Source organism: Chryseobacterium oncorhynchi, from assembly GCF_002899895.1.
Taxonomy (GTDB): Bacteria; Bacteroidota; Bacteroidia; order Flavobacteriales; family Weeksellaceae; genus Chryseobacterium; species Chryseobacterium oncorhynchi.
Window position 1 is genome coordinate 329,179 of sequence record NZ_PPEI02000001.1, and the last position, 25,751, is coordinate 354,929.

The following is a 25,751-nucleotide window of genomic DNA, read 5'->3' on the forward strand; positions in this document are numbered from 1 at the left end:
GAAAAGGCAAAACCGCAAAATAGCGAATCTGCAAATTTTTTCTTTTAGCATATTTGCCATTTTACCTTTTACTTTTACACCTTTGCCCTTTTGTCTTTTCGCATTTTATATTCATACAAAAAAAGGAGAAACCTAATCCTCCGTTTACAATTTTACAATTCCTCTTTTTCTCACCTTTTAAAAACTATGCAACATAATACTGTCTATCATAAATGGGTACCACAATGGCTAAAGCTACCACTTCTTGTGCTGGCTTTGTTCCCCCACCTGATGTTGTTGTCACTGCTACATTCCAATAGTGCTTTCACCTCTTCCTTTATGGATGTAGATTCAGATGACATTCAATACCTAATGATTTTGATGTACGGAACATTTGTGGTTACCCTTTTAGTATTACAGCGATTTATGGCTTACTTCAGTGTAAAATACTATGTTCTGCTGATGTCTTCCATATCCGTCATTATCCTTTATGTGTTATCCGTCACCAATGATTATCATGTTATTTTAGTGATCAGATTTCTGGAAGGTATTTTTGGACTGCTTGAAGGTGCTATTTTCCTTCCTTTAATTATAGCAGAATTAAAAACAAGGCATGCTAAAGTCTTTGCCTACTTATTTATGTATGCTATTATGCTAACGGGTGGAACAGTAACCACTTCTTTATTAAAATCCAGCATTGAAAACTATGACTTCCAGCATATGGTTCTCATGATGGTTTATTTTCATGTTTTTGTTCTTATCATTGGGATAGCCATTTTTAATAAAAACAGATTCTTCCCTAAAAAACCATTGTATCAATTGGATATTTCGAGTTGGTTTCTGCTTTGGGTATGTCTTCAGGCCGGTGGTTATGCTATAATTTACGGAAAAAGGCTGATGTGGTTTGAATCTGATACTATCATCATGTGTCTATTCATATTCTTGCTTTCCGGAGGATTATTTATGCTTAAACAACGAAACTCAAAAAGACCATTGTTCCATTTTGAAGTTTTCAGTTCTAAAAATGTAATCGCAGGAATGATCCTGTTTTTCATCTTTTATTTGATTCGTTCTGGGTTGAATAATGTCTACAGCATTATGGCAACGGTATGGAAATGGCCTTGGGATTATATTGTAAATATCCAATACTGGAACGTTGCAGGAACACTTTTAGGCGTTCTTTTATCAGGGATATGTCTTATTAAAGGAGTTTCATCAAGAATCGTTTTCTTTACAGGATTCCTTTTACTGGCAGTGGATTGCGCTTGGTTTACCTATACTTTTTATCCGGACACTACCCTTTTCACCATTTGTCCACCCTTATTTTTACAAGGAGTAGCACAAGGATTATTGTTTACTCCGCTTGTATTTTTCTTAATCTCAGGAATGCCAGAGCAATATGTGGCCAATGCTACCGCCCTGGGAACAACAACCCGTTTCTGGACCACAGCAATTGGATATGCCTTGATGCAAAATCTGATGCTTTTTTTAACACTCAAACATACTGATACCCTGAGTTTTAATCTTACAGATACCAATCCAATTTTCTTCAGCCAATGGAATCAGATTTTTGGATCCAATATTTCAAAATTACCCATCAATGAATCACTTTCTATGACTGCAGGAGCTTTTAAAGCAAAAATGAACGCACAGGCCATCTTACTTTCCAATATGGAGATCTTTACGGGATTATTCTGGCTAGCTTTAGTGACAACATTTGTGATTTTGTTATATCATCCGGTAAAAATTGCAGTAAGAAATATTATGTAACTTTAAACAGCAATATCGCACAAGCCATCTTCGTTTAATACAAAAAAGCTTACGTATGGAAATTGAAAGAATAGTACAGGATCAAAGAGATTTTTTTAAAACACAGCAAACCAAAAATCTTGCATACAGAAGAATGTATCTTGAAAAACTCCGAAATCTTATTATTTCCAATGAAAACCTTCTATATGAAGCAATTTATAAAGATTTTGGCAAGTCCAAATTTGATACTTTCACCACAGAAATTTCCTTTATTTTAAAGGATATTGATTATTATCTGAAAAATTTAAAATCACTTTCAAAACCCAAAAAAGTAAGCACCAATCTGGTCAATCAATTGGGAAGCAGTAAAGTTTATGCGGAGCCACTAGGTTGTGTTCTGGTCATAGGAGCCTGGAATTATCCTTATCAATTATCTCTATCTCCTATTATTGCGGCATTAGCTGCAGGAAACTGCTGTATTCTAAAGCCCAGTGAAATTGCAGAGAATACCATGAAAGCAATGGCTAAAATCATCAATGAAAATTTTCCATCCGAATATCTATATGTGTATGAAGGAGGTATTAATGAAACTACAGAATTGCTAAAAGTGAAGTTCGATAAAATATTCTTTACCGGAAGCACCAAAGTTGGAAAGATCGTGTACAAAGCTGCTGCAGAACATTTAACCCCTGTTGTTCTTGAACTGGGTGGGAAATCTCCTGCCATCGTAACAAAAAATGCTAATTTAGATGTTGCAGCCAAAAGAATTGTTTGGGGAAAATTCTTAAATGCCGGACAAACCTGTGTAGCTCCCGATTATCTACTGATAGAAGAAGCCGTTCAGGAGCAGTTTCTGGAAATGCTGAGAAAATATATTCAGGAATTTAAATATGATGCTGATTCTGAGCAGTACACCAAAATCATCAATCAAAGAAATTTTCAGCGATTAGCGAATCTTATTGATAAAGATAAAATATACTTCGGGGGAAATCTCAATGAGGAAAAACGATACATAGAACCTACAATTCTCAATACTATTGATTGGAATGACGAAATCATGCAGGAAGAAATCTTTGGACCTATCCTGCCTGTCATTAGTTTTAAAAACTACAACATTGCCCTGAATGCTATTTTGGAACTTGAAAAACCTCTTGCAGCCTATCTTTTTACAAATAACAATGAAGAAAAAGAACAATTTACAAAAAAACTTTCCTTTGGCGGAGGATGCATCAATGATACTGTGATGCACTTAAGCAATGATAATCTGCCATTTGGAGGCGTAGGAACTTCAGGAATTGGAAACTATCATGGAAACTATGGTTTTGAAGCTTTCTCTCATCAGAAAGCTATTCTTGAAAAAGCAACATGGGGAGAACCGAGTATTAAATATCCGCCTTATTCTGAGAAAAAACTAAGCTGGATCAAAAAACTGTTATGATCATCTTCATTTTATCGAAGATTTTTCTGACTTAATAAATGAATTAGAATTTCAAGCAATAAAAAAAGGTTGTTCCTATTTGAAACAACCTTTTTTATTTATCCTTTAGGTTTCCAAGTATTAAAGAACTCTTTTACCTTTTCTGAACTGTATCCTTTTCCTTCTTCAAATACATCACTTTGCTGCACCTTTATCATTTTACCATTTTGGTCCAAAACGATAAATACAGGATATCCATATTTTTCACCAGGATTGTCATATTGAGCAAAAACCTTTTCATTTTTATTATCCGGAGAAAAATTCAAATGATAATATAAAAAGTTTTTATCTACAATCCCTTTCAATTCAGGGGTTTCCTGTACAAAATTATTAAAACGAAGACACCAGATACACCAGTTTCCTCCAGCTTGGATCATAATATTTTTTCCCTCTTTTTTAGCTTGTGCTACCAATTTTTTAATATCAGCCTGAGCATCAGCTTTTGGGTTATAAGGCTTAGGAAGTTTAGCTTTTTCTTCAGCTGATTTCTTCTTTGCATCCAATTCTTTCTGTTCAGTTGGTACAATAAGAGCTGTTTTTTGCTTTCCTTTATCCGGTAAATTCTTTGCATCCTGCGAAAAAGCAAAAGTGCTTAGTCCCAGAAAAGCGATCAATGTCAATTTTTTCATAACATAAAAGTAAAAAAATAATACTTATCCCTCTGCAAAAATAGAACCATAATTTTATTATTACTAAATTTGCCTGTTTTATGAGCTTCTTAATTAAAATATTATATTTCATCTCAAAACTTCCGCTTAGAATATTATATATTTTCTCGGACGTTATGTTTTTTCTAAACTACTATCTGGTAGGTTACAGAAAGGCAGTTATTACCCAAAATCTGAGAAATTCTTTTCCCGAAAAATCTGAGGAGGAAATTCGAAAAATACGAAAGGAATTCTATCGTAATTTCTCCGATTATCTGGTGGAAACAATAAAATCATTCAGTATTTCTGAAACGGAATCCAGGGTAAGAATGCAGCACATCAATCAGGATGTGTTTCATGATATCCAAAAGGAAGGCAAAAATATTATTTTGCTGGCAGGACACGTTTTTAATTGGGAATGGATTAATGCCCTGGCAAAAATTGTTCCTCAGAAGCACTGTCATCCTGTCTACAGAAAAGTAAACAGTGATTTTTGGGAAAATCAAATGAAGAAAGTCCGTAATAAATTCGGAAATGAGGCTTTGGAAGCTAATGAAGTGATTCTTAATATTTTCAGAAATAAAAACGACGGAGATTCTATCTATATGTTTGTGGCAGATCAAACGCCACACTCTTCCCATGTCAATTACGGACTGGAATTTCTTAACCAAAGAACTCCTGTTTTCGTAGGCTATGATAAGCTGGCAACAAGAATGGACCTTGCTTTTATCTACTGCGAAATGAAGAAAGTAAAACGAGGCTACTATCAGGTTAATTATTATAGAATATATCCGGACAAGGAAAAATTTACGGAGCATGAAGTGGTAAAAAAGTTCCACAAAATGCTGGAAAACACTTTACACAAACATCCGGACAACTACCTTTGGTCACACAGAAAATGGAAGTATCAGGATTCTATTAAGACCTATGATTCTGAAAAAAAATAGATTTACATGCAGAAAAAACTGGCTGTTGCCATCTTAAACTGGAACGGAAGAAACTGGCTTGAGAAATTTCTTCCAAGTGTAGTTCAATTTTCCCAAAATGCAGATATTTATGTTATTGATAATCTTTCTACTGATGATTCACTAGAATTTCTGAGTACTCATTTCCCTGGTGTAAGAATCATTAGAAATACTAGTAATCATGGTTTTGCAGGTGGTTATAATGAAGGATTAAAGGAAATTAAAAATGAATACTATTGTCTTCTTAATTCCGACGTAGAGGTTACAGAAAACTGGATAGAGCCTGTATTGGAACTCCTTGAAAAAGATTCTTCAATCTCTGCAGTTCAACCAAAAATTTTATCTTACAACAATAAAAATTATTTTGAGTTTGCCGGGGCTGCCGGTGGATTGATCGATAATTTAGGCTATCCATACTGTAGAGGGCGTATTTTCGATGATGTGGAAGAAGATAAAGGACAATACAATGATGAAACAGAGATTTTCTGGGCTTCAGGATGTTGTTTTTTTATCCGTTCAAAGGATTTTTGGGACCAGAATGGTTTTGATGCAAGATTTTTTGCTCATCAGGAAGAAATTGATCTTTGCTGGAGACTTATCAATTCAGGAAAAAAGATTTTTTATACCGGAAAATCTAAGGTATATCATGTGGGAGGTGGAACTTTAAACAAGCAAAGTGCCCAAAAAACCTATTTAAACATCAGAAACAATCTGTCTATGATGCTTAAAAACCTTCCTTTCCCTAAGCTAATCTGGCTGATTTTTTTCAGGCTTTGTCTGGATGGAGTTGCCGGGATTTATTTTGGCTTAAAAAATGGATTCCCTCACCTTTGGGCTGTAGTAAGAGCTCATTTTGGTTTTTATGGACAGCTTCCGGGTACGTGGAAACTCCGCCAGAAACATCAGAAAGACAAATTCTACCAATCGGAATGGTTGATTTTTAAACATTTTTTGGGAGGAAAATAAAAGGTAATAGGCTGTAGAAGTTAGGAAACAAATATTCTGCTATATAAGAAGTCGAGTTTTTAGTAAAAAATACACATCTTAAACTTTGAACATTAAACTAGAAAACCAGCAACTGGTAACAACATATAATTTAAAATAATGGATTTTTGTGCTATAGATTTTGAAACTGCTACTCATGAGAAAAGTTCTGCTTGTGAAATGGGAATTTGTATTGTACAGGATTCTAAAATTGTAGAGACTAAAACCTGGCTGATTAAACCTCCAAGTTTTCCATATTTTAATAAGTTCAATATTGCGGTGCACGGTATTCATCCGGAAGATGTAAAAGATGCACCTACTTTTGACGAGATATGGCATGAGGCTCAGGAAATGATGTACGGAACATTAATGATAGCCCACAACGCAGGTTTCGATGCCTCTGTATTAAGAGGATGTCTGGAACATTACGGCATGTTTACTCCCAATCTGAATTATCTTTGCAGCATTCAACTTGCTAAAAAATCATGGAATTATCTTCCTAAATACGGCTTGAAACCTCTTGCTGAATATCATAAAATTGATTTCAAACACCATAGAGCCGGTGCTGACGCCGAAGTGTGTGCAAAGATCTCTTTACTGGCATTTGAGAAGCTCTTCCTCACCAGCAATGATGAGGTACAAGAGTATATGAAAGCAAAAATCAAAAGACTATAGTAGTCATACAAATAAACCCGGGTTCTTATTCTATAACTGATCTTTTGTCTTAAATTTTCTTACGACAAAATCAAATACTTTGTACTTTTTACATTGTACAAAAACAACTAGTTACTTAAAACTTCAGACAACAGGTTGAACTTTGGAATATCAATTTCGAAAGTTTCCTGTGTTTCCAGGTTTTTAACAAGGTATTTTCCACTCATATTTCCTACTCCGGAACGAAGCATTACATTGGAAAAGTAAGCGAAATTTTCGCCGGTTCCGATCTCAGGAGTCAGACCTATTATTCCGTCACCTATGATCTCTGTGTATCCAAATCCTACATCGAAGATTAACCATTTTCTTTTCAATACTTTTATAGGAAAGCTTCCGTCATTTTCTATAGTAATATTGTATTTAAAAACATAACGGTTTTCGGATGGATAACTATTCTTGCTATCATATTCAGGTATTACTGAAACTTTGATATTGGAAGTCATTTTTGAAAACATCATTGTAGTATTTTCTAAATTAAATACAAAAATCTCGCCTTTTTTAGGCGAGATTATATATTTATGTTATAATTTTATTAAAACTATAAACCAAGGCCTTTTCTTTCGTCACCTCCCATTAATATTTCAACAGGATTGTCGATACCTTCTTTTACCGCTACAAGGAACCCTACGGATTCTTTACCATCGATAATTCTGTGGTCATAAGACATTGCAACGTACATCATTGGTCTGATTACAACCTGTCCGTCAACAGCAACTGGTCTCTGGATAATGTTGTGCATTCCAAGGATAGCAGATTGTGGAGGATTGATGATTGGTGTGGATAACATAGATCCGAAAGTACCACCATTTGTAATCGTGAAAGTACCACCAGTCATTTCGTCAACAGTAATCTTACCGTCTCTTACTTTTGTAGCAAGATCCTTGATGTTTGCTTCAACTCCGCTGAAAGACATGTTTTCTGCATTTCTCAATACAGGAACCATTAATCCTTTAGGACCTGAAACTGCAATTGAAATATCGCAGAAATCATAGTTTATTTTGAAATCTCCGTCGATAGATGCGTTTACATCCGGATACATTTGTAATGCTCTTGTCACTGCTTTTGTAAAGAAAGACATGAAACCAAGTCCTACTCCGTGTTTTTGAGCAAATTCTTCTTTATATAACTTTCTTAATCTGAAGATTTCAGACATGTCAACTTCGTTGAAAGTAGTTAACATCGCTGTTTCGTTCTTCACAGAAACTAATCTTTGAGCGATTTTTCTTCTTAAAACTGAAAGTTTAGTAGTTGTAGTTGTTCTAGCACCTGTAGCTGTCATAGGGCTTCCTCCTAATGCAGGAACAGCCGCTAATTCAGCATCAGTCTTAGTGATTCTTCCGTCTCTTCCAGTTCCAGAAACCTGACCTGCAGCCATTCCTTTTTCGTCAAGGATTTTCTTAGCAGCCGGAGATGGAGCCCCTGTTGCGTAAGTTTGTGGAGCAGCAACTGGAGCAGCTGGTTTTGGAGCTTCTTGCTTAGCTGGTTCAGCAGCTTTTGGAGCTTCTTCTGTCTTTGGAGCTTCAGCAGCAGGTGCAGCACCTTCTGGTCTAGCAGCATCCATATCAATTAAACAAACTACCTGACCTACTTGTACCACATCACCTTCTTCTGCTTTTAAAGTGATGATACCACTTTGTTCTGCAGGCAATTCAAGAGTTGCTTTATCTGAGTCTACTTCAGCGATAGGTTGATCTTTTTCTACATAATCACCATCTTTTACAAGCCAAGTTGCAATTTCAACTTCTGTAATTGATTCGCCGGGTGAAGGAACTTTCATTTCTAAAACTGACATATTGAGTATTTTTTATTTTTTAATTGATTATTATTTAAATTAAGCTGTAACTGGTCTTTTTGCAGGTGCATCATCTCTGTCGAAAACTCTGTTGATCACTGCGTTTTGGTTTTTCTCAAACATTTTGTGGCTACCTGGAGCCGGAGCACCGCTCGGTACCGGAGAAACGACCTGAATCCCTGTATCTCTGAAGTTTCTTAGGATATAAGACCAAGCTCCCATGTTTTCTGGTTCTTCCTGAGCCCAAACCAATTGTTTTTTGTTCTCGTATTTATTGAAGATAGCTTCAATAGCATCTGTCTGAAGCGGATATAACTGCTCGAATCTTACTAAAGCAATATTTTCACAGTTCAATTCTTCTTTCTTCGCTAATAATTCGAAGTATAATTTACCTGAACAAAGAACTACTTTTTCTACTTTTTTAGGATCTGCAGTTGGATCATCTAAGATTGGCTGGAATGAACCTGTTGCAAAATCTTCAAGTGGAGAAACCACTTTCGGGTGTCTCAATAAAGATTTAGGGCTCATTACGATTAATGGTTTTCTAAACGCCCACTTCAATTGTCTTCTTAATAAGTGGAAGTAATTGGCTGGTGAAGTAATGTTAGCTACTACCATATTTTCATTAGCACAAAGTGTTAAGAATCTCTCCAATCTTGCTGAGGAGTGTTCTGCACCCTGACCTTCTGAACCGTGAGGTAATAACATAACCAACCCATTTTGAAGTTTCCATTTTTCTTCTGCAGCAGCTAAATACTGGTCAACGATGATCTGAGCACCGTTCACGAAATCTCCGAACTGAGCTTCCCAGATTGTTAATGTATTTGGAGAAGCCATTGAGTATCCATAGTCGAAACCTAGAACACCATATTCTGAAAGGTGAGAGTTGAATACATCAAATCTGCTTTCTGAAACATGTCTTAATGGGATATATTCTTCCTCTGTATCTTCTGTTTTTACAACTGCATGTCTGTGAGAGAATGTTCCTCTTTCAACATCTTCACCAGAGATTCTTACATTGTGACCTTCCACAAGAAGTGTAGCATATGCTAACCATTCTCCTAACGCCCAGTCTAATGAATTTCCATTAATAGCCTTGATACGGTTTTCGAAAAGTCTTGTAATTTTATTGATGAATTTTTTATCTGCAGGAAGTGTAGACATTGTAAGCGCTAGCTCTTTCAATTTACCCAGGTCATACTTTGTATCAACTGGTAATTGAGTTACTCCTCTTTTTCCAATTGGATAATTTACCCAATCTTCAGCCATAAACAAATCCATAACGTTTTTCTCAATCTCCTTGGAAGCATCAAAGTCTTTATCTAAAAGAGCTTTGAAGTCTACCTCCATCTTTTTGATGATATCATTAGAGATTACGCTGTCGTTAATTAATTTATCTTTATAGATTTCTCTTGGGTTTGGATGCTTAGAAATAGCTTTGTAAAGATTTGGTTGTGTAAATCTTGGCTCATCTCCTTCGTTATGTCCATATTTTCTGTATCCTAAAAGGTCGATATAAACATCTTTTCCAAACTTTGCTCTGAAATCAGCAGCGAAATGGATAGCATGAACTACTGCTTCAGCATCGTCAGCATTTACGTGCATTACAGGAGATTCTGTAACTTTTGCAATGTCTGTACAGTATGTTGAAGATCTTGCGTCATGGAAGTTCGTGGTGAAAGATACCTGGTTGTTTACAACGATATGAACAGTACCTCCCGTTCTGTATCCTTCAAGAGTCATCATCTGCGCTACTTCGTAAGCAATACCTTGTCCTGCAATAGCTCCATCTCCGTGAATAATGATTGGTAGTACTTTAGAATAATCTTTGTACTTATCATCTACTTTTGCACGGCAGATTCCCTCTACAAGAGCGGCTACTGTTTCAAGGTGAGACGGGTTAGGAGTAAGGTTAATACACACCTCTTCTCCTGAAGCTGTTTTGATCTTTTTAGATGATCCTAAGTGATATTTAACGTCACCTGAGAATACATCCTCTTCGAATTCTTTTCCTTCAAATTCTGAGAAGATCTGCTTGTAAGATTTTCCGAAGATGTTTGATAATACATTTAATCTTCCTCTGTGTGCCATTCCTAATACCACTTCATCTACTCCTAATTGAGAAGATCTTGAGATCAACTGATCTAAAGCCGGGATTAACGACTCCCCTCCTTCTAGTGAGAATCTTTTCTGACCTACAAATTTTGTATGAAGATAGTTTTCAAAGGCAACAGCCTGATTTAATTTTAATAAAATTTCTGTTTTCTCATTTGCAGAAAGGCTTGCGTGGTTTTCGTTTACCTGAAGCCATTTCTTAATGAAATCTTTTTCTTCAACATTGTTGATGTACGTATATTCTACTCCGATAGAATCACAGTAGATACTTTCCAGGTGCTTGATAAGATCTGCTAAAGTAGCAGGCTCTTTCATTCCTGTTTCAACTGCACAGTTGAATTTTGTATTTAAATCTTCTTTAGAAAGACCGAAGTTCTCGATGTCTAAAGTAGGTGTATAGTGTCTTCTTTCTCTAACAGGATTTGTTTTTGTAAACAAGTGCCCTCTTGTTCTGTAAGCCTCAATAAGGTTTACTACTTTAAATTCTTTCTTAATGTGTTCAGGAACTTCTCCGCTTGTTACTGCCTGAGAAATTTGTTGTACTGCAGGAGCAGCGTTGGCCGGAGCCTGAATAAATTGGATGTTATCGTCATCTCCATAATTCTCCAAAGCAAAATCGAAGCCTTGAAAGAAAGCTTTCCATGATGGTTCTAAAGAATCTGGGAATTTTAAGTACTGTTGGTATAAATCCTCAATTAACTGAGAATGAGCTGCGTTTAGGAATGAAAATCTGTCCATTATTACAGTTTATCTATTTATTAAAATTTATTTGTAGAATTAATCTTCAAATTTAATAAAAAAAACCGAGTTAGAACAGTCTGAAACCGTTAAAAAAAATTAAGAAAAAAATTATTGAAAAAAAATCACTTATACACTGATAATGAGAGCTTCATGTTTACCTCCTGTCCTTCCATCGGACGTTCGATAAAGGTCTGGCGGATATCTCCGAAGCGCATCTCATCTTTTTTGGCTTTCTGAATCAGCTGCTGAATGGCCTTAATTCGGCCTTCGTAGTTTCCTTTGTAGTACATCACGTAGTTTTGGGACGGATTTACGGACCTAAAATTGAAGTTATTGTCAGACACCCCAATTTTCTTGGAAAGTGGAATTCCGAGGAAGTAAGAAACCTCCTTGTCTTTGTAATTATCCGCATCGGTCATCAGAATCGGATATCCGAATTCATCATCTCTTTTTCCAAGGTCCATTGTTACAAAATTGTACACCTTGTTGTAGTTCATTACAATATTTTTGTAAAGAGCATCTTTCTTGTTGGAAGTACTTACATTAATCCCCAATAACAGCTTATCCTCTTCATTTTCTACTATCAGACTATCATACTTAATGGCAGCCATTTGATTGTCCTTTTCAACCTTATTTCCTAGTGCATTTTTAAGATTCACCATACTTTTGGTGATATTTTCGGCAAACCGATCCTCAGTCCAGAAGTTTTCTACCCTTCTCCAGACAGACAGCTTTGGAGTATGTACGTACCAGATTATTTTTGTTTTTTCAGCGGAAACAGGCTTAAATTTAACGTCAACCAGCGTTGGATTTTCGTTTTTATCCTCAAAAAGTTGGTATTTTAAAGTCTTATTGAGGTTTTCATATCTGATGAACATCTCACCATCCGTATCATTTTTAGAATCCACATAGCTGATGGCACTTCCCTGTCCTTCATAAGGCGTATAATAATCTATATCCATAGACTGTGAACTGGTGAAAAAATTATTCCACCTGGTAAAACTCTGCAGATTATTAAACTGTGCAAAGACTTTATCTACCGGATAATCAATCTCTTTTTCAACGGTGAAATTTTTGTTTTCATCCACAAAATAATACATGGAAGCAGCATAAGCTCCACCCAAAAGAAGAAGAATTACAGTTATTATTTTAAAAATACGCATCGCACAAAAGTAATACAAATAAAAAAAGTGAACAATATGCTGTTCACTCTTGTTTTATGTTTAACAATAATTAACCTATATGAGTTCCCGGAGGAAGTACTGCTCCTTTTTTCACTACTACAATTCCGTCCTGTACAGAATGGGTTCCGTAGTCTCCATCAGGAATATGCTTTCCACCAATAATCTTTACATTGTCACCAATATAGCAGTTTTTATCAAGGATTGCTTTTTCAATATAGCAGTATTTTCCGATTCCCATATTTGGACGTCCGCTTCTGTCATTCATTACAATTTCTGTTGTATTTTGATAGAAATCGGCCCCCATTACATAGGAATTAACAATGGTACTACCCTTATCTATTCTTGTCCTGTTTCCAATCACAGAGTTTTCAATTTTATCTGCCATGATGATGCATCCGTCTCCGAAAACTGCCTTACTTACATAAGAACCATTGATTTTTGATGGTGGCAACATCCTTGCTCTTGTATAGATCGGTGAGGAAGAAAACAGGTTAAATTGCGGAAGATCCAGGCAAAGATCAAGATTGGCTTCGTAGAATGATTCTATCGTCCCGATGTCTGTCCAGTATCCTTCGTACTGATAACTTAAGGTTTTATATTTTCCGATGGAACTTGGGATAATGTCTTTTCCGAAATCATCGCCTGCTCCTTCACCAAACATCTTTTTCAGGATATTTTTGGTGAAAATATAAATTCCCATAGACGCTAAAAACTCTTTCCCTTTATGTTTATTTTCATCTGAAACTTCAGATTTTAAGCCATCCAGCGTATCATAGCCCGGCTTTTCATAGAAAGAGGTGATATTTCCTTCATCATCAGATTTTAAGATCCCAAAACCAGTGGCATCTTTAGCATTTACAGGAATTGTTGCAATGGTGAGATCTCCTCCGTTTTCGATATGAAAATCGAGCATTTCTCTGAAATCCATCTGATACAACTGATCTCCTGAAAGGATTAAAATATAGTCATAATCATATTTTTCAAGATGCTTCATAGATTGACGCACCGCATCTGCCGTTCCCTGATACCAGCTTTCGTTTTCTACATTCTGCTCTGCAGCCAGAATATCTACAAAGCCCTTGCTGAAGATATCAAAGTGGTAAGAATTCTTAATATGAGAATTTAGGGAAGCTGAATTAAACTGGGTTAATACCAATATTTTATTCAGTCCTGAATTGAGACAGTTTGAAATGGGAATATCCACCAATCTGTATTTTCCTGCGATAGGTACAGCTGGTTTTGACCTTGTAAATGTTAAGGGGAATAATCTTGTTCCTCTGCCGCCTCCCAATACAATAGAGATTACATTTCGATTCATAATTATCTTGCGTTTTTTTATTTTATTAAGTCAACTGTTCTATTCTGGGTATCTACGTTTACCCTGAAACAAATTTTATTTTCATATTTCAATTCCGGATTTAATACAGTTACCTCATATTTCCCAGGGTCTTTCAAAGCTGTTATTTCATTATTTACATCATCGAAAGAAACATTATAATCTCTCAGTTTATTCCGGAATAGTTTATTTACAATCAGAACATCCATTACATCGGCTCTTTTCATGGCATACTCCTCTATATCCTTATCATATCTTGCCTCCCAGTCTCTACCATATTTCTTTGTAATAGCTGCCAGAGTTTTTTTATTGGCGTCGGCTATTTCTTTTAGTGTTTCATAACCAGTCGTACAGCCTCCGGCATCTACCCATTTTATTTTCCACTTCTCAGATATAGCATTGGTTGCTTCTTCTCCATACATATCCTTAAGACCTGCTCCATACAACCAAAAGTAGCCGTTACGAAGCCTATCATCTTCTTTTTTACAGGAAGACAACATAATTATGATCAGTAAAAAAGGAAAAACACGTGTCATATCAGCTATTATATAAAGCTAAATATTTTTCTGCAGATTTCTCCCATGAAAAATCAAAATTCATATTGACATGGATAAGATCTTCCATCACTCCTTTTTGTTTATAGATTTCAAGTGCTCTGTTCATTGCATGAACAATATCATCTACTCCCGGATAGGTAAAGTTTAATCCCGCCCCGCCTGTTGAAATATCTTCCACGGTATCTTTCAATCCGCCGGTATATCTTACTACGGGAACGGTTCCGTATCTCATGGAATACATCTGATTCAAACCACATGGCTCTACCCTTGATGGCATCAGTAAGAAGTCTGCCGATGCGTAGATCTTATGTGAAAGATGCTCTTTATATCCTACATCCAGAGCAAAATTGGTATAGGTATAATCGTATTCCTTTAATTTATTTTCAACATAGGTATTTCCTGAACCTAAAATCATAATATTTAAGGCTCCATAGTTTTGCTTAATGCTTCTCCATACTACATCAGGAAGCAGATCGGCTCCTTTTTCTGTAGCAAATCTTCCTATGAAAGCAAACAAGGGAAGTTCCGGCTTCAAGCCATATTCCTTACACAATTTGTCTTTATTTTTCTTTTTTTGGGCGACTGCATTTTTACTATTAAAATTAAAGTCCAGCATGGGATCTGTTTTAGGATTCCAGACTTCTGTATCAATCCCGTTGATAATTCCATAGGCTTTCCCAAATTCCTGACGAACCAAACTTTCCAATCCACGGAAGCTTATGAAAAGTTCTTCCAGATATCCTTCAGAAACAGTAGTAAAGGCATGGGAACATTTAATCATACTTGCCAGTGGATTGATAAACCCGTTCCAATCCATCAATCCCCATTTATAGGCATCAAAGGATGGCATATAGTTCGCCATGTTCCAGCTCATCATTCCCTGATATTCTCCATTATGAATGGTTCCTATGGTTTTTACGCCTTGTAGAAATCCAAATTCAGGGCAATGCTCAATCATAAAAGGCACCAATCCGGTGTGATAGTCGTGACAATGCAAAACATCCGGCCTTATTTCCATGGCACACAGCCAGTGGAGAATTCCCTGCTGAAAAGCGAGAAACTGAAAACTCTCATCCTGATAACCATAAGGATTGTCCCTATCCAGCAACCCCGGGATTTTCACCATATAAAGCTCAAACCCCAAAACATTGGATGTTTCTTTCATAACCTGAACTTGCAGCATATTTGATCCCTGATGAATAAATCCATCAAAAACTTTCTCAAATTCATGATCATGGACAAAGGCTTTATTATACCAAGGCATTACCACCTTAGCATTTATTCCTTTTATCTTATTCTGATACTTTGGCAGTGCTCCAACGACATCCGCCAGACCACCTACTTTTGCTACAGGATAACATTCTGTACTTAAATGATAAACAACCATTTTTACCTTTTGTGTTTAATTCTATGTAATTTATACTTTTTATCTTTCTTCTGCCTCAGGATAATAGCTGCCAGTGGAGGTAACTTTACAGTCATGGATTTTTGGTGTCCCATCCAGTCTTCATGTTTTTCATCCAATATTTCAGGCTGTACTCCGCTTCCGCTATATTGTTCATCATCTGAGTTTAAAATAACCTCCCAATGTGTTCCTGCCGGAATCCCTATTCTGTAATCCATTACTTTTGGAGACAAATTCAGAACTACCATTACAATATCTTCTCTTTTTTTTCCTTTCCTAAGATAGACATACACCGAATTTTCCAGATCGTCTGCTTCTACCCATTCAAAGCCTGTTTTATCAAACTGATTTTCATAAAGAGCAGATTCTGATCTGTATAGGTGATTAAGCTCTTTCACAAGATCCTGTAGTCCTTTATGAACAGGATATTTCAGTAAATGCCAATCCAGACTTTGGGTAAAGTTCCATTCGCTGGTTTGTCCAAATTCATCCCCCATGAAAAGCAGTTTTGCTCCCGGATGGGTATACATATATACATACAAGGCACGGAGATTGGCAAATTTCTGCCACTCATCCCCTTTCATTTTATAGATCAAACTTGCTTTTCCGTGTACCACTTCATCGTGAGACAAAGGCATCATATAATTCTCATTATACATATACATGGAAGCAAACGTAAGTTTATGATGATGGAACTTTCTGTTAGTAAAGTCTTCCTTAAAATAATCCAGCGTATCATGCATCCAGCCCATCATCCATTTCATTCCGAAACCCACTCCACCTTCGTGTACAGGCTTGGTAAGCAATGGGAAATCTGAACTTTCTTCGGCAATCGTTATAATACTGTTTCCAAATTCCTTATAAACAGCCGTATTGAATTCCTGAAGAAAAGCTTTTGCTTCAAGGTTTACATTTTCACCATATATATTAGGTTCCCATTCTCCCTCGTTCCTTGAATAATCCAGATGGAGCATTGAGGTTACCGCATCTACACGCAATCCGTCAGCATGATAACGGTCCAGCCAGAACATCGCATTGGAAATCAGAAAAGATTTAACTTCATTTCTTCCATAATTGAAAATGTGTGATTTCCAGTCCGGATGAAAGCCTTTTCTTGGGTCTTCATGTTCATATAGGTAGGATCCGTCAAAACGGTAAAGTCCATTGGCATCTCCCGGAAAATGAGCAGGTACCCAATCCAGAATTACACCTATCTTATTTTTATGAAGTTCATCAATCAGGAACATCAAATCCTGTGGTGAACCGAAACGCGAAGTTGCCGCATAAAACCCTGTAATCTGATACCCCCAACTCGGATCATATGGAAACTCCATAACCGGCATAAACTCTACATGGGTGAAACCCATTTCGGTTATATAAGGTACAAGCTTGCTTGCTATGTCACGGTAATTCAAAAAGCGGTCAGGGTTATCTTGTTCTCTTACCCAAGAGCCTAAATGCAGCTCATAAACAGAAATTGGAGCTTCCAGACTATTTCTTTCATGGCGATTTTCCATCCATTCCTTGTCATTCCAATCATACCAAGTTGTAGAAACCAGTGATGCCGCCTGAATGTTTTGCTCCCAGCTTAATGCATAAGGATCGCTTTTTTCTAAAATTTCTCCTCTTTCTGTCTCAATAGCATATTTATATAAGGTGCCCCAAGTTAATCCATCAATGAAGCCTTCCCAAATCCCCGATCCATCCCATCTTGGAAACAAAATATGATCCTTATGATTCCAATTATTGAAATTTCCTATTACAGAAACCTTTTTTGCATGGGGTGCCCAAACTGAAAAATAAACTCCCTTTACGCCATCCTTTTCTACAGAATGTGCTCCAAATTTACCATATAGCTTATAGTGTCTACCTTCTTTAAAAAGATACACATCATGATCAGTGAAAAGCGTATAGGTTTTAACAGAATTCATCAAGATCAGTTTGTATTTATATTTTCCCTGAAACTACGAAAAATACTAACAACCGTGATTAATTATTCTTCAAATAATTATCAAGTTAGTTTTCTTCTTCCGTCTATCTATCAAATATATCATTTTTTAATTCACTTTTTTATGATTCCAAAACAATCTTTTTTATAAATTTAGCCAACTAATATTTATTAAACACATATGATGAGGTTTGAACTTTATACTGATGAAAAAGACGACAGACCAGTATTTATCACGGGGAATTTCAATAATTGGAACCCCAAGGACTATACTTACCAGCTTACACAAGCGGACTCATGCAATTACTTCATAGAAATTGATAATCAAATACTTCCGGAAGAAATTGAATATAAATTCACCAAAGGAGGCTGGGAAAACGTTGAGCTTGACAAATACGGAAACATTACCCCTAACCGCAAGGCTAAAAAATCCGTAGAAAAAACCTCCGATACTGTAGAAAAATGGAGATTGAACTGGGGGCCGTTCAAGAAAGAATTCTTTCCTGTTGCAGAAGTCATTTCTGAAAAATTCTATATTCCACAGCTTGATCGTTATCGTAAAGTTTGGGCAGTACTTCCGTATGACTATCACACATCGGATAAACACTACCCTGTCTTATATCTTCAGGATGCCCAGAATCTTTTCAATGAAGGAAGTGGCTTCGGAAACTGGGAAATCGACAAAAAACTATCCATTCTTGCAGAATATGGACGAGGCGATGTTATCGTCATCGCTATAGAACATGGAAGCGAAGACAGAATCAAGGAATATATTTTCGATAATGATAATATTGCCAACGGTTCCGAGGGCAAAAAATACATCCGTTTCATTACAGATACCCTAAAACCTTTTGTAGATGAAAATTACCGTACCAAGAAAGATCGCGACAATACAGGAATTGGAGGCAGCTCGTTAGGCGCCCTTATCAGTATTTACAGCGGTTTTCTTTATCCGGAGGTCTATTCGAAATTATTGATCTTCTCTCCCTCTCTTTGGGTAGAGCCAAATAATAATTTCCCAATGATGAACTTCAGGGTTCCTTTTAAAACAAAAATATATTTATACGGTGGCGGACAGGAAGGATCCAAAATGGTAAAAAGAATTCATATTTTCGAGGAATATCTGAAAAGATGGGAAAAAAAGAATCTTTTTGACTTCGAATTCAGAACCAATATCAATCCGGAAGGAACTCACAATGAGTTTTACTGGTCGCAGGAATTCCCAAGGGCCATTGAGTGGCTGTTCTACAACAATACAGAAAATCCTGTGGAGGTAAAACCACAACAACAAAGCATTAAAAATTAAATTTATAAATCGTCATTAATGAAATCTATCTGCAGACAAGCACAAATAAAGATGGCAATTTCATTGGACCTAAAATAATATATCTACGTATGAAATTAATCAACAAAAAAGATAAAAACTACACTCAGGTTTTCCACTTATTCACTGAGGAAGAATGGACGAAAACAGGTAAAAACTTCAATAAAAATATTGCCACTTTCTTCACAGGAAAGAAACATGAGGTTTTTGTCAATGCTCATGAAGAGGGAATAACCTATTTTATTGGTCTTGGAAAATCTACTTTGCAAAATTTTGAAATCCAACAGGTTGCTCTAAAATTTTCACAAACTCAAAAGGAAAAACTACAATCCGTTTCTACCTTAATGCTTGCAGATTTCCTTAATGAAAAGCAGTTTGAAGAATTTGTAAAAGGACTACTTATTGGAACTTACAACTATCCTTTTGAAAAGAATCATCCTTTCTGGAATACAAAATTTGAACTTCATTTCGAGAATTTAAGTCAGAAAAAACTGGATCATATCAGTCAAAAAGCTGAAGCATTAAGTAATGGACAGATCGCTTGCCAGGATTGGCTGAACAAGCCTGCCAATTTTAAGAAACCTGACATTTTCAGTTTGTATCTTAAAAATCTGGCAAAAAAAAACGACCTAAAATACACTGTATTCAATAGAAAAAAATGTGAAGAACTTGGCTTGGGAGCTTACCTTGCCGTTAATCAGGGAAGCGCCTATGATGCAGCGTTTACTATTTTAGAATATAAAACTACCGTTAAAAATGCTAAAACATTCGGTTTGGTTGGAAAATGTGTATTGTTTGACACCGGAGGAGTCTCATTAAAAAATTCAGCCAACCTGCATTACATGAAATCGGATATGGGCGGCGCCACAGCAGTTCTTGGAACATTGATCTACGCTGCAGAAATGAAGCTTCCTGTTAATATCACAGCCGTTCTCCCGATCACAGATAACGCTATTTCCGAAAAAGCCCTGCTTCCGAGTGATGTGATTACAGCATACAATGGAAAAACAATTGAGGTCCTTGATACTGATGCAGAAGGCAGGTTAATTCTTGCAGACAGCCTTTCTTATCTATCCAAAAATTACAAAACAGATTTTCTTATTGATCTCGCTACCTTAACGGGAAGTTCAGTAAGAATGTTTGGTGACACCTGTGGTGCCATGTTTTCTAATAATGAGGAACTGAAAAACATGTTAATAAAAACCGGAGATCAAACCAACCAGAGACTTTGGAATCTTCCTTTGTGGGACGTCTGGAAAGATGATATTCAATCTGATGTAGCAGATCTGAAAAACCTCTCTATGAAACCTGTTGGAGATTGCATTATTGCTGCAAAATTTTTAGAGTATTTCATTGAAAACCATCCTAAATGGGCACATTTGGATATAGCAGGGGTAGCCTTTGGAAATGTGGGTTATGCCAAGGAAAAAGCAGCAACTGGTTTTGGGGTTCAATTGTTGGTGGATTTAATCGAAAATTATCAATAAAAATTAGTTTATTACAAAAAATCTCTGTATACTTGATTAGTAGTTTTCCAAAAGCGCACCATATTTCAATTTCTGATATTGATCAAATAATAAAAATATAGTTTTATTTTTGAAAATTTACTAAAACATAAAAAACATTATATGGAGGAGAAAATTATAGTATGTATTTCGTGCTATTACAAGGGCTATGACTTCATGGATGAAATGAAGAAGCTCGGTAATAAAATCATATTAGTAACATCAGAAAATCTTAAAGAAAAAAACTGGCCGTGGCATGCCATTGATGAGGTATTTTATATGCCCGAAATCAAGCCATCTGTATGGAACCTTGAACATCTTATTCAAGGATTTTCACACCTAATGAAAACCAGAAAGGTAGACGCTGTTGTAGCTCTTGATGACTTCGATGTAGAAAAAGCAGCCTTAATCCGGGAGACTTTCCGTATTCCCGGAATGGGGCAAACTACCCACCGCTACTTCAGGGATAAGCTTGCTATGCGGCAAAAAGCAAAGGATTCGGGAATTAGTGTTCCAGAATTTACTGCTGTTTTCAATGACGATATCGTTAACGATTTTGTTGATAAAGTACCGGCTCCGTGGGTACTGAAGCCTCGTTCAGAAGCTTCTGCATCAGGAATTAAGAAGATTACGACAAAGGAACAACTTCATGAAGCTCTGGAAATTCTTGGAGAAGAACGTCACCTTTTCTTACTGGAAAGCTTTAAACTCGGAGATGTTTACCATGTAGACAGCCTTACATTCAATAAAGAGATCGTATTTACCTCTGCATCAAAATATCTGGCTCCTCCTATGCAGGTTTCTCATGAGGGCGGTGTCTTCAGATCCAAAACACTGGGGAGATATTCTGAAGAGTTTAAAGCATTAGAGGAAATCAATGCCAGGGTACTTTCCAACTTTGGACTTCTGAATGGTGCAACCCATACAGAGTTTATCCGAGGTAAGGAAGACGGAAAATGGTATTTCCTTGAAACCTCTTCAAGAGTTGGTGGTGCCCACATTCCCGATCTGGTAGAAGCATCAAGCAATATCAATATATGGAGAGAATGGGCCAAGATTGAGGATGCTCTTTTAAGAAACAAAAGTTATAACGTCTTGCCTCCTACAGGATATTATTCAGGATTGATTGTAGCTTTAATCAAAGAAAAAGAACCCGATTACAGCAAATTTGAAAGTGAAGAAGTGGTAAGATTTCTTCCTATAGACTACCACGTCGGAATTGTTTACAAATCCAGCGATGCTTCAATAATAGAGGAAAGATTGGATAGTGCAGCTGAAATGATCAATGCAGAAATGCTTAACATTCTGCCTCCCAAAAGCAGCAAATTGAGAAGTTAGAATATATAACCATTAAAAGTAAAGAAATTTCAATGCCTCATATAGAACATACAGAGTATTATTCAAATATACTAGGAATAAGCCTTAAGGTGGAAGTAACCGGACATTACGGACATCCCATCATTATGTTTCCTACTTCTCAGGGACAGTATACCCAGAATCATGATTTTCATCTTAATGGAAGTATTAACTGGTTTATAGAACAGGGGAAAGTAAAGCTTTATAATATCCAAACTATCGACAGCTGGAGCTTTTATGATGAAAAAATATCACCACAGCAGAGAATCAGAAATTATGAACGATATGTACAGTTCCTGATCAAGGAATTTGTCCCTTATATTCAAAAGCTTCATAAAACCCATCGTGTGGCCGTTGCCGGAGCAAGTTTTGGAGGATATCATGCCGCCAATTTTGCGTTGAGGTTTCCGGATGTGGTTTCCCATCTGTTTTGTCTTTCAGGAGCTTTCAGCATAAGAAACTTTATGGATGGTTATTCTGATGATCTGGTTTATTTTAACTGCCCAAGGGAGTTTGTAAGAAATGATGATGCTTGGAAGTACAAGCACATGCACATTGTATTAAGTACCTCTGATCAGGACATATGCAAAGACAAAAATGTTGAAATGGCTGAAATATTAAGGATAAAAGGTATTGATTTCTGGTATGATGAAAGAAAATGGATTGGTCATGACTGGCCGTTATGGAGAATGGTATTTCCAACATTTATAGGAGCATATTTCTCTTAAATGTCATATGGACACAAAAGTTTTTAAGTTACAACTAAAGTACACTTGAGCTTTTTTAAAATCTATAATTTTTAATTTCCAAAAATATCATATTTGAAAACGTGATATTCCCCTCACTTCGGAGGGCGGCAAATCTTTGATTTACCGAGGTGATTGTAAAGAAAAAAACATTACATTTAGTAAGCTAAAACACTCAGAATCTTTACCATAGAAAAGACTGAACAGAAAAAAAATATATACCCATTTAAAAACAGAAATTATGACAAAAAAAGTAGGAATCCTATTCGGTATGGAAGACACATTTCCCTGGGCATTTATAGATAAGGTAAATGAACTGGGAGCCGGAGATATCGTGGCTGAACCTGTTACTATTGATAAACTGGAACAGGGTGCAGATTATGGCTATGCAGTGATCATCGACAGAATTTCGCAAGACGTTCCCTTTTACAGAGCTTATCTGAAAAATGCAGCACTTAACGGCACTTATGTAATCAATAATCCATTTTGGTGGAGTGCTGACGAAAAGTTTTTCAATAATGCACTAATGAGCAAGCTTGGAATTCCACTTCCTAAAACAGTATTACTGCCATCACATGAAAGACCAACAGATACTTCAGAAACGTCATTCAGGAACCTGAAGTTCCCGCATGACTGGGAATATATTTTCGACTATGTTGGGTTCCCTGCCTATATGAAACCTCACGACGGTGGAGGTTGGAAAAATGTTTACAGAGTAGAGAATCCGGATGATCTTTGGAATAAACTGGGAGAAACAGAACAATTGGTGATGATGGTTCAGGAAGAGATTGTCTTTGATGACTATTACAGAGTATATTGTTTGGGCCAAAAATATGTTCACATCATGCCGTATGAGCCTAGAAACCCACATCACCTGAGGTATGCAACAACACACCAGACACAAGGTGAAGAGCTTGAAAAACTTTTGAAAACCATTCATGATTACACTATCAAAATGAATAAAGCCTTAGGATATGATTTCAATACGGTAGAATTTGCCATAAGAGACGGTATTCCTTATGCCATCGATTTCTGCAACCCGGCACCTGATGCAGACAGAAACTCTGTGGGAGAAGAAAATTTTGCATGGATCGTAGAACATGCAGCAAAACTGGCCATTGAAAAAGCCAAGGAATATGTTCAGGGAAAACCTAATATCGCTTGGGGAACTTTTGTGAAAGATTCCATAAAATAACATTGAAAAAGAATTAAAAAAACACAACAAAATGCATCAATTTACTATTGGAATCGAAGAAGAATATCAGATCATCGATGTGGAAAGCAGAGATCTTATTTCTCATGTTTCAAAAATCATTGAGGGTGGAAAAGCGGTATTAAGTGAAAATCTAAAACACGAGATGCACGAATCCATGATTGAAATGGAAACGGGAATCTGCCAGAATATTCAGGAAGCCAGAGCTGAGCTGACCAATTTAAGAAGACATCTTATTAATACTGCTCATGAACAGGGATTACGTGTTTCCGGAGGTGGTACCCATCCTTTTTCTCATTGGTCTGACAATAATATCACACAGGGAGAAAGATACATCAAAATTGTAGATGATATGGGAGATGTAGCCCGGGAAAATCTTATTTTCGGACTTCACGTACACATTGGAATTCCCAACCGAGAGGAAGGAGTAAGAATACAAAATGTGATGCGCTACTTTCTACCCCACGTCTATGCTCTTTCTACCAATTCACCATTCTGGATTGGAAGATATACGGGCTTTAAATCTTACAGACAGGAAATTTTTGTGAAATTTCCCAGAACAGGTATTCCAAGCTACTTCAATTCATTGGGAGAATTTGACAGCTATGTTGATCTTTTGATAAAAACGGGTACCATAGACAATGCCAAGAAAATCTGGTGGGATTTAAGAGTTCATCCTTTTTACCCTACCATTGAATTCAGAATTTGTGATATGCCACTAAGAATTGATGAAACTGTATGTCTTGCTGCCATCATGCAAAGTTTGGTTGCTAAAATTTATAAGCTGCATCAGCAAAATCTAAGTTTCAGAAGCTACAGAAGACTGCTGTTGAACGAAAATAAATGGCGTGCGTCCAAAAGTGGTATTGAAGCCCATCTGATTGATTTCGGAAAAGAAGAATCCGTTCCTTATCCTATTTTATTAAAGGAACTTTTAGAGTTTATTGATGATGTTGTAGACGATTTAGGATGTCGTCATGAAGTAGAATATGCGTGGAAAATTCTGGAAAACGGAACAGGTGCAGACAGACAGCTCCAGATCTTTAAAGAAACAGGAGATCTTACAAAAGTTGTAGATTATATGATCTCAGAAACTGAGTATGGCATAACACATGGCGAACCCGCTTCGTAATATTTTTGGTAACTTTACAAAAAATATGATGTAATGAAAGATATTCGAATTGCCTTGCTGGACATGAACAACAATCATGTAAATCAAGGCTTTAGAAACATTAAAGAAATTTCCGAAGCGTTTCAGCAGAATTCTGAAGAAAATGTAATCATCAAGACATTTGATGTGAGATTTAAAGACGAAATGCCTGAGATTGGAGACTTTGATATTTTTATTTCTTCAGGCGGGCCAGGAACCCCACACCGAGAAGGTTTTGAGTGGGAAGAAAGGTTTGCTAATTTTTTAGACACCGTTTTTGAACATAATAAATACAACGAAGATAAAAAATATCTTTTCCTGATTTGTCATTCATTCCAACTGGCAAGCATTCATTGGAAGCTGGGAAATATCTGCAAAAGAAAATCTTATTCCTTTGGAGTAATGCCTGTTCACAAAACCAGAGAAGGCAGAGATGAGTTTTTGTTTAAAAATCTACCGGATCCTTTTTATGCAGTAGATTCCAGAGCATATCAATTCATTGAACCAGATCACGAACGTTTTGAAGAATTGGGAATGACGGTTATGGCCATTGAAAAATTCCGTCCTCATATCAATTTGGAGAGAGCGGTAATGGCTGTTCGCTTTTCAGACGAGATATTTGGAACTCAGTTTCATCCAGAAGCAAGCCCAGAGGGATTGATTGAAAACCTGAAAGATGATAAGAACAGAGAAGCCATGATTGAAAATTTCGGAATGGAAAAATATCTTGAAACTATGGACAGAATAGATGATGAAGATAAAATCATCCTTACCAGAAACCAAATTCTTCCAAGATTTCTTCAGTTCGCAAAAAAAAACATTTTGAAAGAAGTTGAATCTTTAGCTTAAAAGCTATTTGATATC

The 25,751-nt window shown here is 36.4% G+C and carries 21 protein-coding genes; 12 read left to right on the forward strand and 9 right to left on the reverse strand.

Going from position 1 to position 25,751, the window contains the following annotated elements:
• The first annotated feature begins 186 nt into the window (after positions 1-186).
• Positions 187-1,749, forward strand: coding sequence for an MFS transporter (locus C1638_RS01570; protein ID WP_123838306.1), 1,563 nt, complete (start codon positions 187-189; stop codon positions 1,747-1,749).
• A gap of 37 nt (positions 1,750-1,786) precedes the next feature.
• Positions 1,787-3,166 (forward strand): aldehyde dehydrogenase, encoded by a 1,380-nt coding sequence (locus tag C1638_RS01575; protein ID WP_228428041.1) that lies wholly within the window; start codon positions 1,787-1,789, stop codon positions 3,164-3,166.
• 98 nt (positions 3,167-3,264) lie between these two features.
• Here C1638_RS01575 and C1638_RS01580 read toward each other — a convergent pair whose 3' ends face one another.
• Positions 3,265-3,834, reverse strand: a complete 570-nt coding sequence (locus tag C1638_RS01580) for a thioredoxin family protein (protein WP_109617583.1) — start codon at positions 3,832-3,834, stop codon at positions 3,265-3,267.
• Positions 3,835-3,914: 80 nt separating this feature from the next.
• Here C1638_RS01580 and C1638_RS01585 point away from each other — a divergent pair, with 80 nt between their 5' ends.
• The 3 genes from C1638_RS01585 to C1638_RS01595 all read left to right on the forward strand — a co-directional run bounded on the left by C1638_RS01585 (position 3,915) and on the right by C1638_RS01595 (position 6,476).
• Complete coding sequence (locus C1638_RS01585; protein WP_109617585.1) at positions 3,915-4,799, forward strand: lysophospholipid acyltransferase family protein; 885 nt, start codon at positions 3,915-3,917, stop codon at positions 4,797-4,799.
• Positions 4,800-4,805: 6 nt separating this feature from the next.
• Positions 4,806-5,783, forward strand: coding sequence for a glycosyltransferase family 2 protein (locus tag C1638_RS01590; protein WP_109617587.1), 978 nt, complete (start codon positions 4,806-4,808; stop codon positions 5,781-5,783).
• A gap of 138 nt (positions 5,784-5,921) precedes the next feature.
• A complete protein-coding gene (locus tag C1638_RS01595) occupies positions 5,922-6,476 on the forward strand; it encodes a 3'-5' exonuclease (RefSeq protein ID WP_109617588.1) in 555 nt (184 codons plus the stop codon).
• A 107-nt stretch (positions 6,477-6,583) separates the two neighbouring features.
• Here the strand turns inward: C1638_RS01595 and apaG are convergent, their stop codons facing one another.
• The 8 genes from apaG to glgB all read right to left on the reverse strand — a co-directional run bounded on the left by apaG (position 6,584) and on the right by glgB (position 17,576).
• Complete coding sequence (gene apaG / locus C1638_RS01600) at positions 6,584-6,973, reverse strand: Co2+/Mg2+ efflux facilitator ApaG/CorD (protein WP_065394208.1); 390 nt, start codon at positions 6,971-6,973, stop codon at positions 6,584-6,586.
• A gap of 80 nt (positions 6,974-7,053) precedes the next feature.
• Entirely contained in the window at positions 7,054-8,307 is a 1,254-nt protein-coding gene (gene odhB, locus C1638_RS01605; protein WP_109617590.1) for a 2-oxoglutarate dehydrogenase complex dihydrolipoyllysine-residue succinyltransferase, read from the reverse strand.
• A gap of 39 nt (positions 8,308-8,346) precedes the next feature.
• Positions 8,347-11,160, reverse strand: coding sequence for a 2-oxoglutarate dehydrogenase E1 component (locus C1638_RS01610; protein ID WP_109617592.1), 2,814 nt, complete (start codon positions 11,158-11,160; stop codon positions 8,347-8,349).
• Between the two features lie 125 nt (positions 11,161-11,285).
• Positions 11,286-12,326 carry an SRPBCC domain-containing protein gene (locus C1638_RS01615; RefSeq protein ID WP_109617594.1) on the reverse strand — a complete coding sequence of 347 codons (1,041 nt, stop codon included), beginning with the start codon at positions 12,324-12,326 and terminating at the stop codon, positions 11,286-11,288.
• Positions 12,327-12,396: 70 nt separating this feature from the next.
• Positions 12,397-13,665: a glucose-1-phosphate adenylyltransferase gene (locus tag C1638_RS01620; protein ID WP_109617597.1), complete on the reverse strand. Its 1,269-nt coding sequence runs from the start codon at positions 13,663-13,665 to the stop codon at positions 12,397-12,399.
• A gap of 17 nt (positions 13,666-13,682) precedes the next feature.
• Entirely contained in the window at positions 13,683-14,219 is a 537-nt protein-coding gene (locus C1638_RS01625; RefSeq protein ID WP_109617599.1) for an FEKKY domain-containing protein, read from the reverse strand.
• Between the two features lies 1 nt (position 14,220).
• Positions 14,221-15,627: a glycogen synthase gene (locus C1638_RS01630; RefSeq protein ID WP_109617601.1), complete on the reverse strand. Its 1,407-nt coding sequence runs from the start codon at positions 15,625-15,627 to the stop codon at positions 14,221-14,223.
• Between the two features lie 2 nt (positions 15,628-15,629).
• Positions 15,630-17,576 carry a 1,4-alpha-glucan branching protein GlgB gene (gene glgB, locus C1638_RS01635; RefSeq protein ID WP_185140404.1) on the reverse strand — a complete coding sequence of 649 codons (1,947 nt, stop codon included), beginning with the start codon at positions 17,574-17,576 and terminating at the stop codon, positions 15,630-15,632.
• 201 nt (positions 17,577-17,777) lie between these two features.
• On the opposite strand from glgB, the gene C1638_RS01640 reads away from it, so the two are divergent.
• From C1638_RS01640 to C1638_RS01670, 7 genes are all read left to right on the forward strand, one after another.
• Positions 17,778-18,899 carry an alpha/beta hydrolase-fold protein gene (locus tag C1638_RS01640; protein WP_109619025.1) on the forward strand — a complete coding sequence of 374 codons (1,122 nt, stop codon included), beginning with the start codon at positions 17,778-17,780 and terminating at the stop codon, positions 18,897-18,899.
• An 89-nt stretch (positions 18,900-18,988) separates the two neighbouring features.
• Positions 18,989-20,404 carry a leucyl aminopeptidase family protein gene (locus C1638_RS01645; RefSeq protein WP_109617605.1) on the forward strand — a complete coding sequence of 472 codons (1,416 nt, stop codon included), beginning with the start codon at positions 18,989-18,991 and terminating at the stop codon, positions 20,402-20,404.
• Between the two features lie 141 nt (positions 20,405-20,545).
• A complete protein-coding gene (locus tag C1638_RS01650; RefSeq protein WP_109617607.1) occupies positions 20,546-21,760 on the forward strand; it encodes an ATP-grasp domain-containing protein in 1,215 nt (404 codons plus the stop codon).
• A gap of 32 nt (positions 21,761-21,792) precedes the next feature.
• Positions 21,793-22,506 carry an alpha/beta fold hydrolase gene (locus C1638_RS01655; protein ID WP_109617609.1) on the forward strand — a complete coding sequence of 238 codons (714 nt, stop codon included), beginning with the start codon at positions 21,793-21,795 and terminating at the stop codon, positions 22,504-22,506.
• 259 nt (positions 22,507-22,765) lie between these two features.
• Entirely contained in the window at positions 22,766-23,719 is a 954-nt protein-coding gene (locus C1638_RS01660) for an ATP-grasp domain-containing protein (RefSeq protein WP_109617611.1), read from the forward strand.
• A gap of 31 nt (positions 23,720-23,750) precedes the next feature.
• Positions 23,751-24,869 (forward strand): carboxylate-amine ligase, encoded by a 1,119-nt coding sequence (locus tag C1638_RS01665; protein WP_076351627.1) that lies wholly within the window; start codon positions 23,751-23,753, stop codon positions 24,867-24,869.
• Between the two features lie 33 nt (positions 24,870-24,902).
• A complete protein-coding gene (locus C1638_RS01670; RefSeq protein WP_109617613.1) occupies positions 24,903-25,736 on the forward strand; it encodes a type 1 glutamine amidotransferase in 834 nt (277 codons plus the stop codon).
• The last annotated feature ends 15 nt before the right edge of the window (positions 25,737-25,751 follow it).

What these genes read in the sequence shown, in the direction of transcription:
- C1638_RS01570 (WP_123838306.1), top strand. Translation starts at nt 187, where the DNA reads ATGCAACATAATACTGTCTATCATAAATGGGTACCACAATGGCTAAAG.
- C1638_RS01580 (WP_109617583.1), bottom strand. Translation starts at nt 3,834, where the DNA reads ATGAAAAAATTGACATTGATCGCTTTTCTGGGACTAAGCACTTTTGCT.
- C1638_RS01585 (WP_109617585.1), top strand. Translation starts at nt 3,915, where the DNA reads ATGAGCTTCTTAATTAAAATATTATATTTCATCTCAAAACTTCCGCTT.
- C1638_RS01590 (WP_109617587.1), top strand. Translation starts at nt 4,806, where the DNA reads ATGCAGAAAAAACTGGCTGTTGCCATCTTAAACTGGAACGGAAGAAAC.
- C1638_RS01595 (WP_109617588.1), top strand. Translation starts at nt 5,922, where the DNA reads ATGGATTTTTGTGCTATAGATTTTGAAACTGCTACTCATGAGAAAAGT.
- apaG (WP_065394208.1), bottom strand. Translation starts at nt 6,973, where the DNA reads ATGATGTTTTCAAAAATGACTTCCAATATCAAAGTTTCAGTAATACCT.
- odhB (WP_109617590.1), bottom strand. Translation starts at nt 8,307, where the DNA reads ATGTCAGTTTTAGAAATGAAAGTTCCTTCACCCGGCGAATCAATTACA.
- C1638_RS01610 (WP_109617592.1), bottom strand. Translation starts at nt 11,160, where the DNA reads ATGGACAGATTTTCATTCCTAAACGCAGCTCATTCTCAGTTAATTGAG.
- C1638_RS01615 (WP_109617594.1), bottom strand. Translation starts at nt 12,326, where the DNA reads ATGCGTATTTTTAAAATAATAACTGTAATTCTTCTTCTTTTGGGTGGA.
- C1638_RS01620 (WP_109617597.1), bottom strand. Translation starts at nt 13,665, where the DNA reads ATGAATCGAAATGTAATCTCTATTGTATTGGGAGGCGGCAGAGGAACA.
- C1638_RS01625 (WP_109617599.1), bottom strand. Translation starts at nt 14,219, where the DNA reads ATGACACGTGTTTTTCCTTTTTTACTGATCATAATTATGTTGTCTTCC.
- C1638_RS01630 (WP_109617601.1), bottom strand. Translation starts at nt 15,627, where the DNA reads ATGGTTGTTTATCATTTAAGTACAGAATGTTATCCTGTAGCAAAAGTA.
- glgB (WP_185140404.1), bottom strand. Translation starts at nt 17,576, where the DNA reads ATGAATTCTGTTAAAACCTATACGCTTTTCACTGATCATGATGTGTAT.
- C1638_RS01640 (WP_109619025.1), top strand. Translation starts at nt 17,778, where the DNA reads ATGAGGTTTGAACTTTATACTGATGAAAAAGACGACAGACCAGTATTT.
- C1638_RS01645 (WP_109617605.1), top strand. Translation starts at nt 18,989, where the DNA reads ATGAAATTAATCAACAAAAAAGATAAAAACTACACTCAGGTTTTCCAC.
- C1638_RS01650 (WP_109617607.1), top strand. Translation starts at nt 20,546, where the DNA reads ATGGAGGAGAAAATTATAGTATGTATTTCGTGCTATTACAAGGGCTAT.
- C1638_RS01655 (WP_109617609.1), top strand. Translation starts at nt 21,793, where the DNA reads ATGCCTCATATAGAACATACAGAGTATTATTCAAATATACTAGGAATA.
- C1638_RS01660 (WP_109617611.1), top strand. Translation starts at nt 22,766, where the DNA reads ATGACAAAAAAAGTAGGAATCCTATTCGGTATGGAAGACACATTTCCC.
- C1638_RS01665 (WP_076351627.1), top strand. Translation starts at nt 23,751, where the DNA reads ATGCATCAATTTACTATTGGAATCGAAGAAGAATATCAGATCATCGAT.
- C1638_RS01670 (WP_109617613.1), top strand. Translation starts at nt 24,903, where the DNA reads ATGAAAGATATTCGAATTGCCTTGCTGGACATGAACAACAATCATGTA.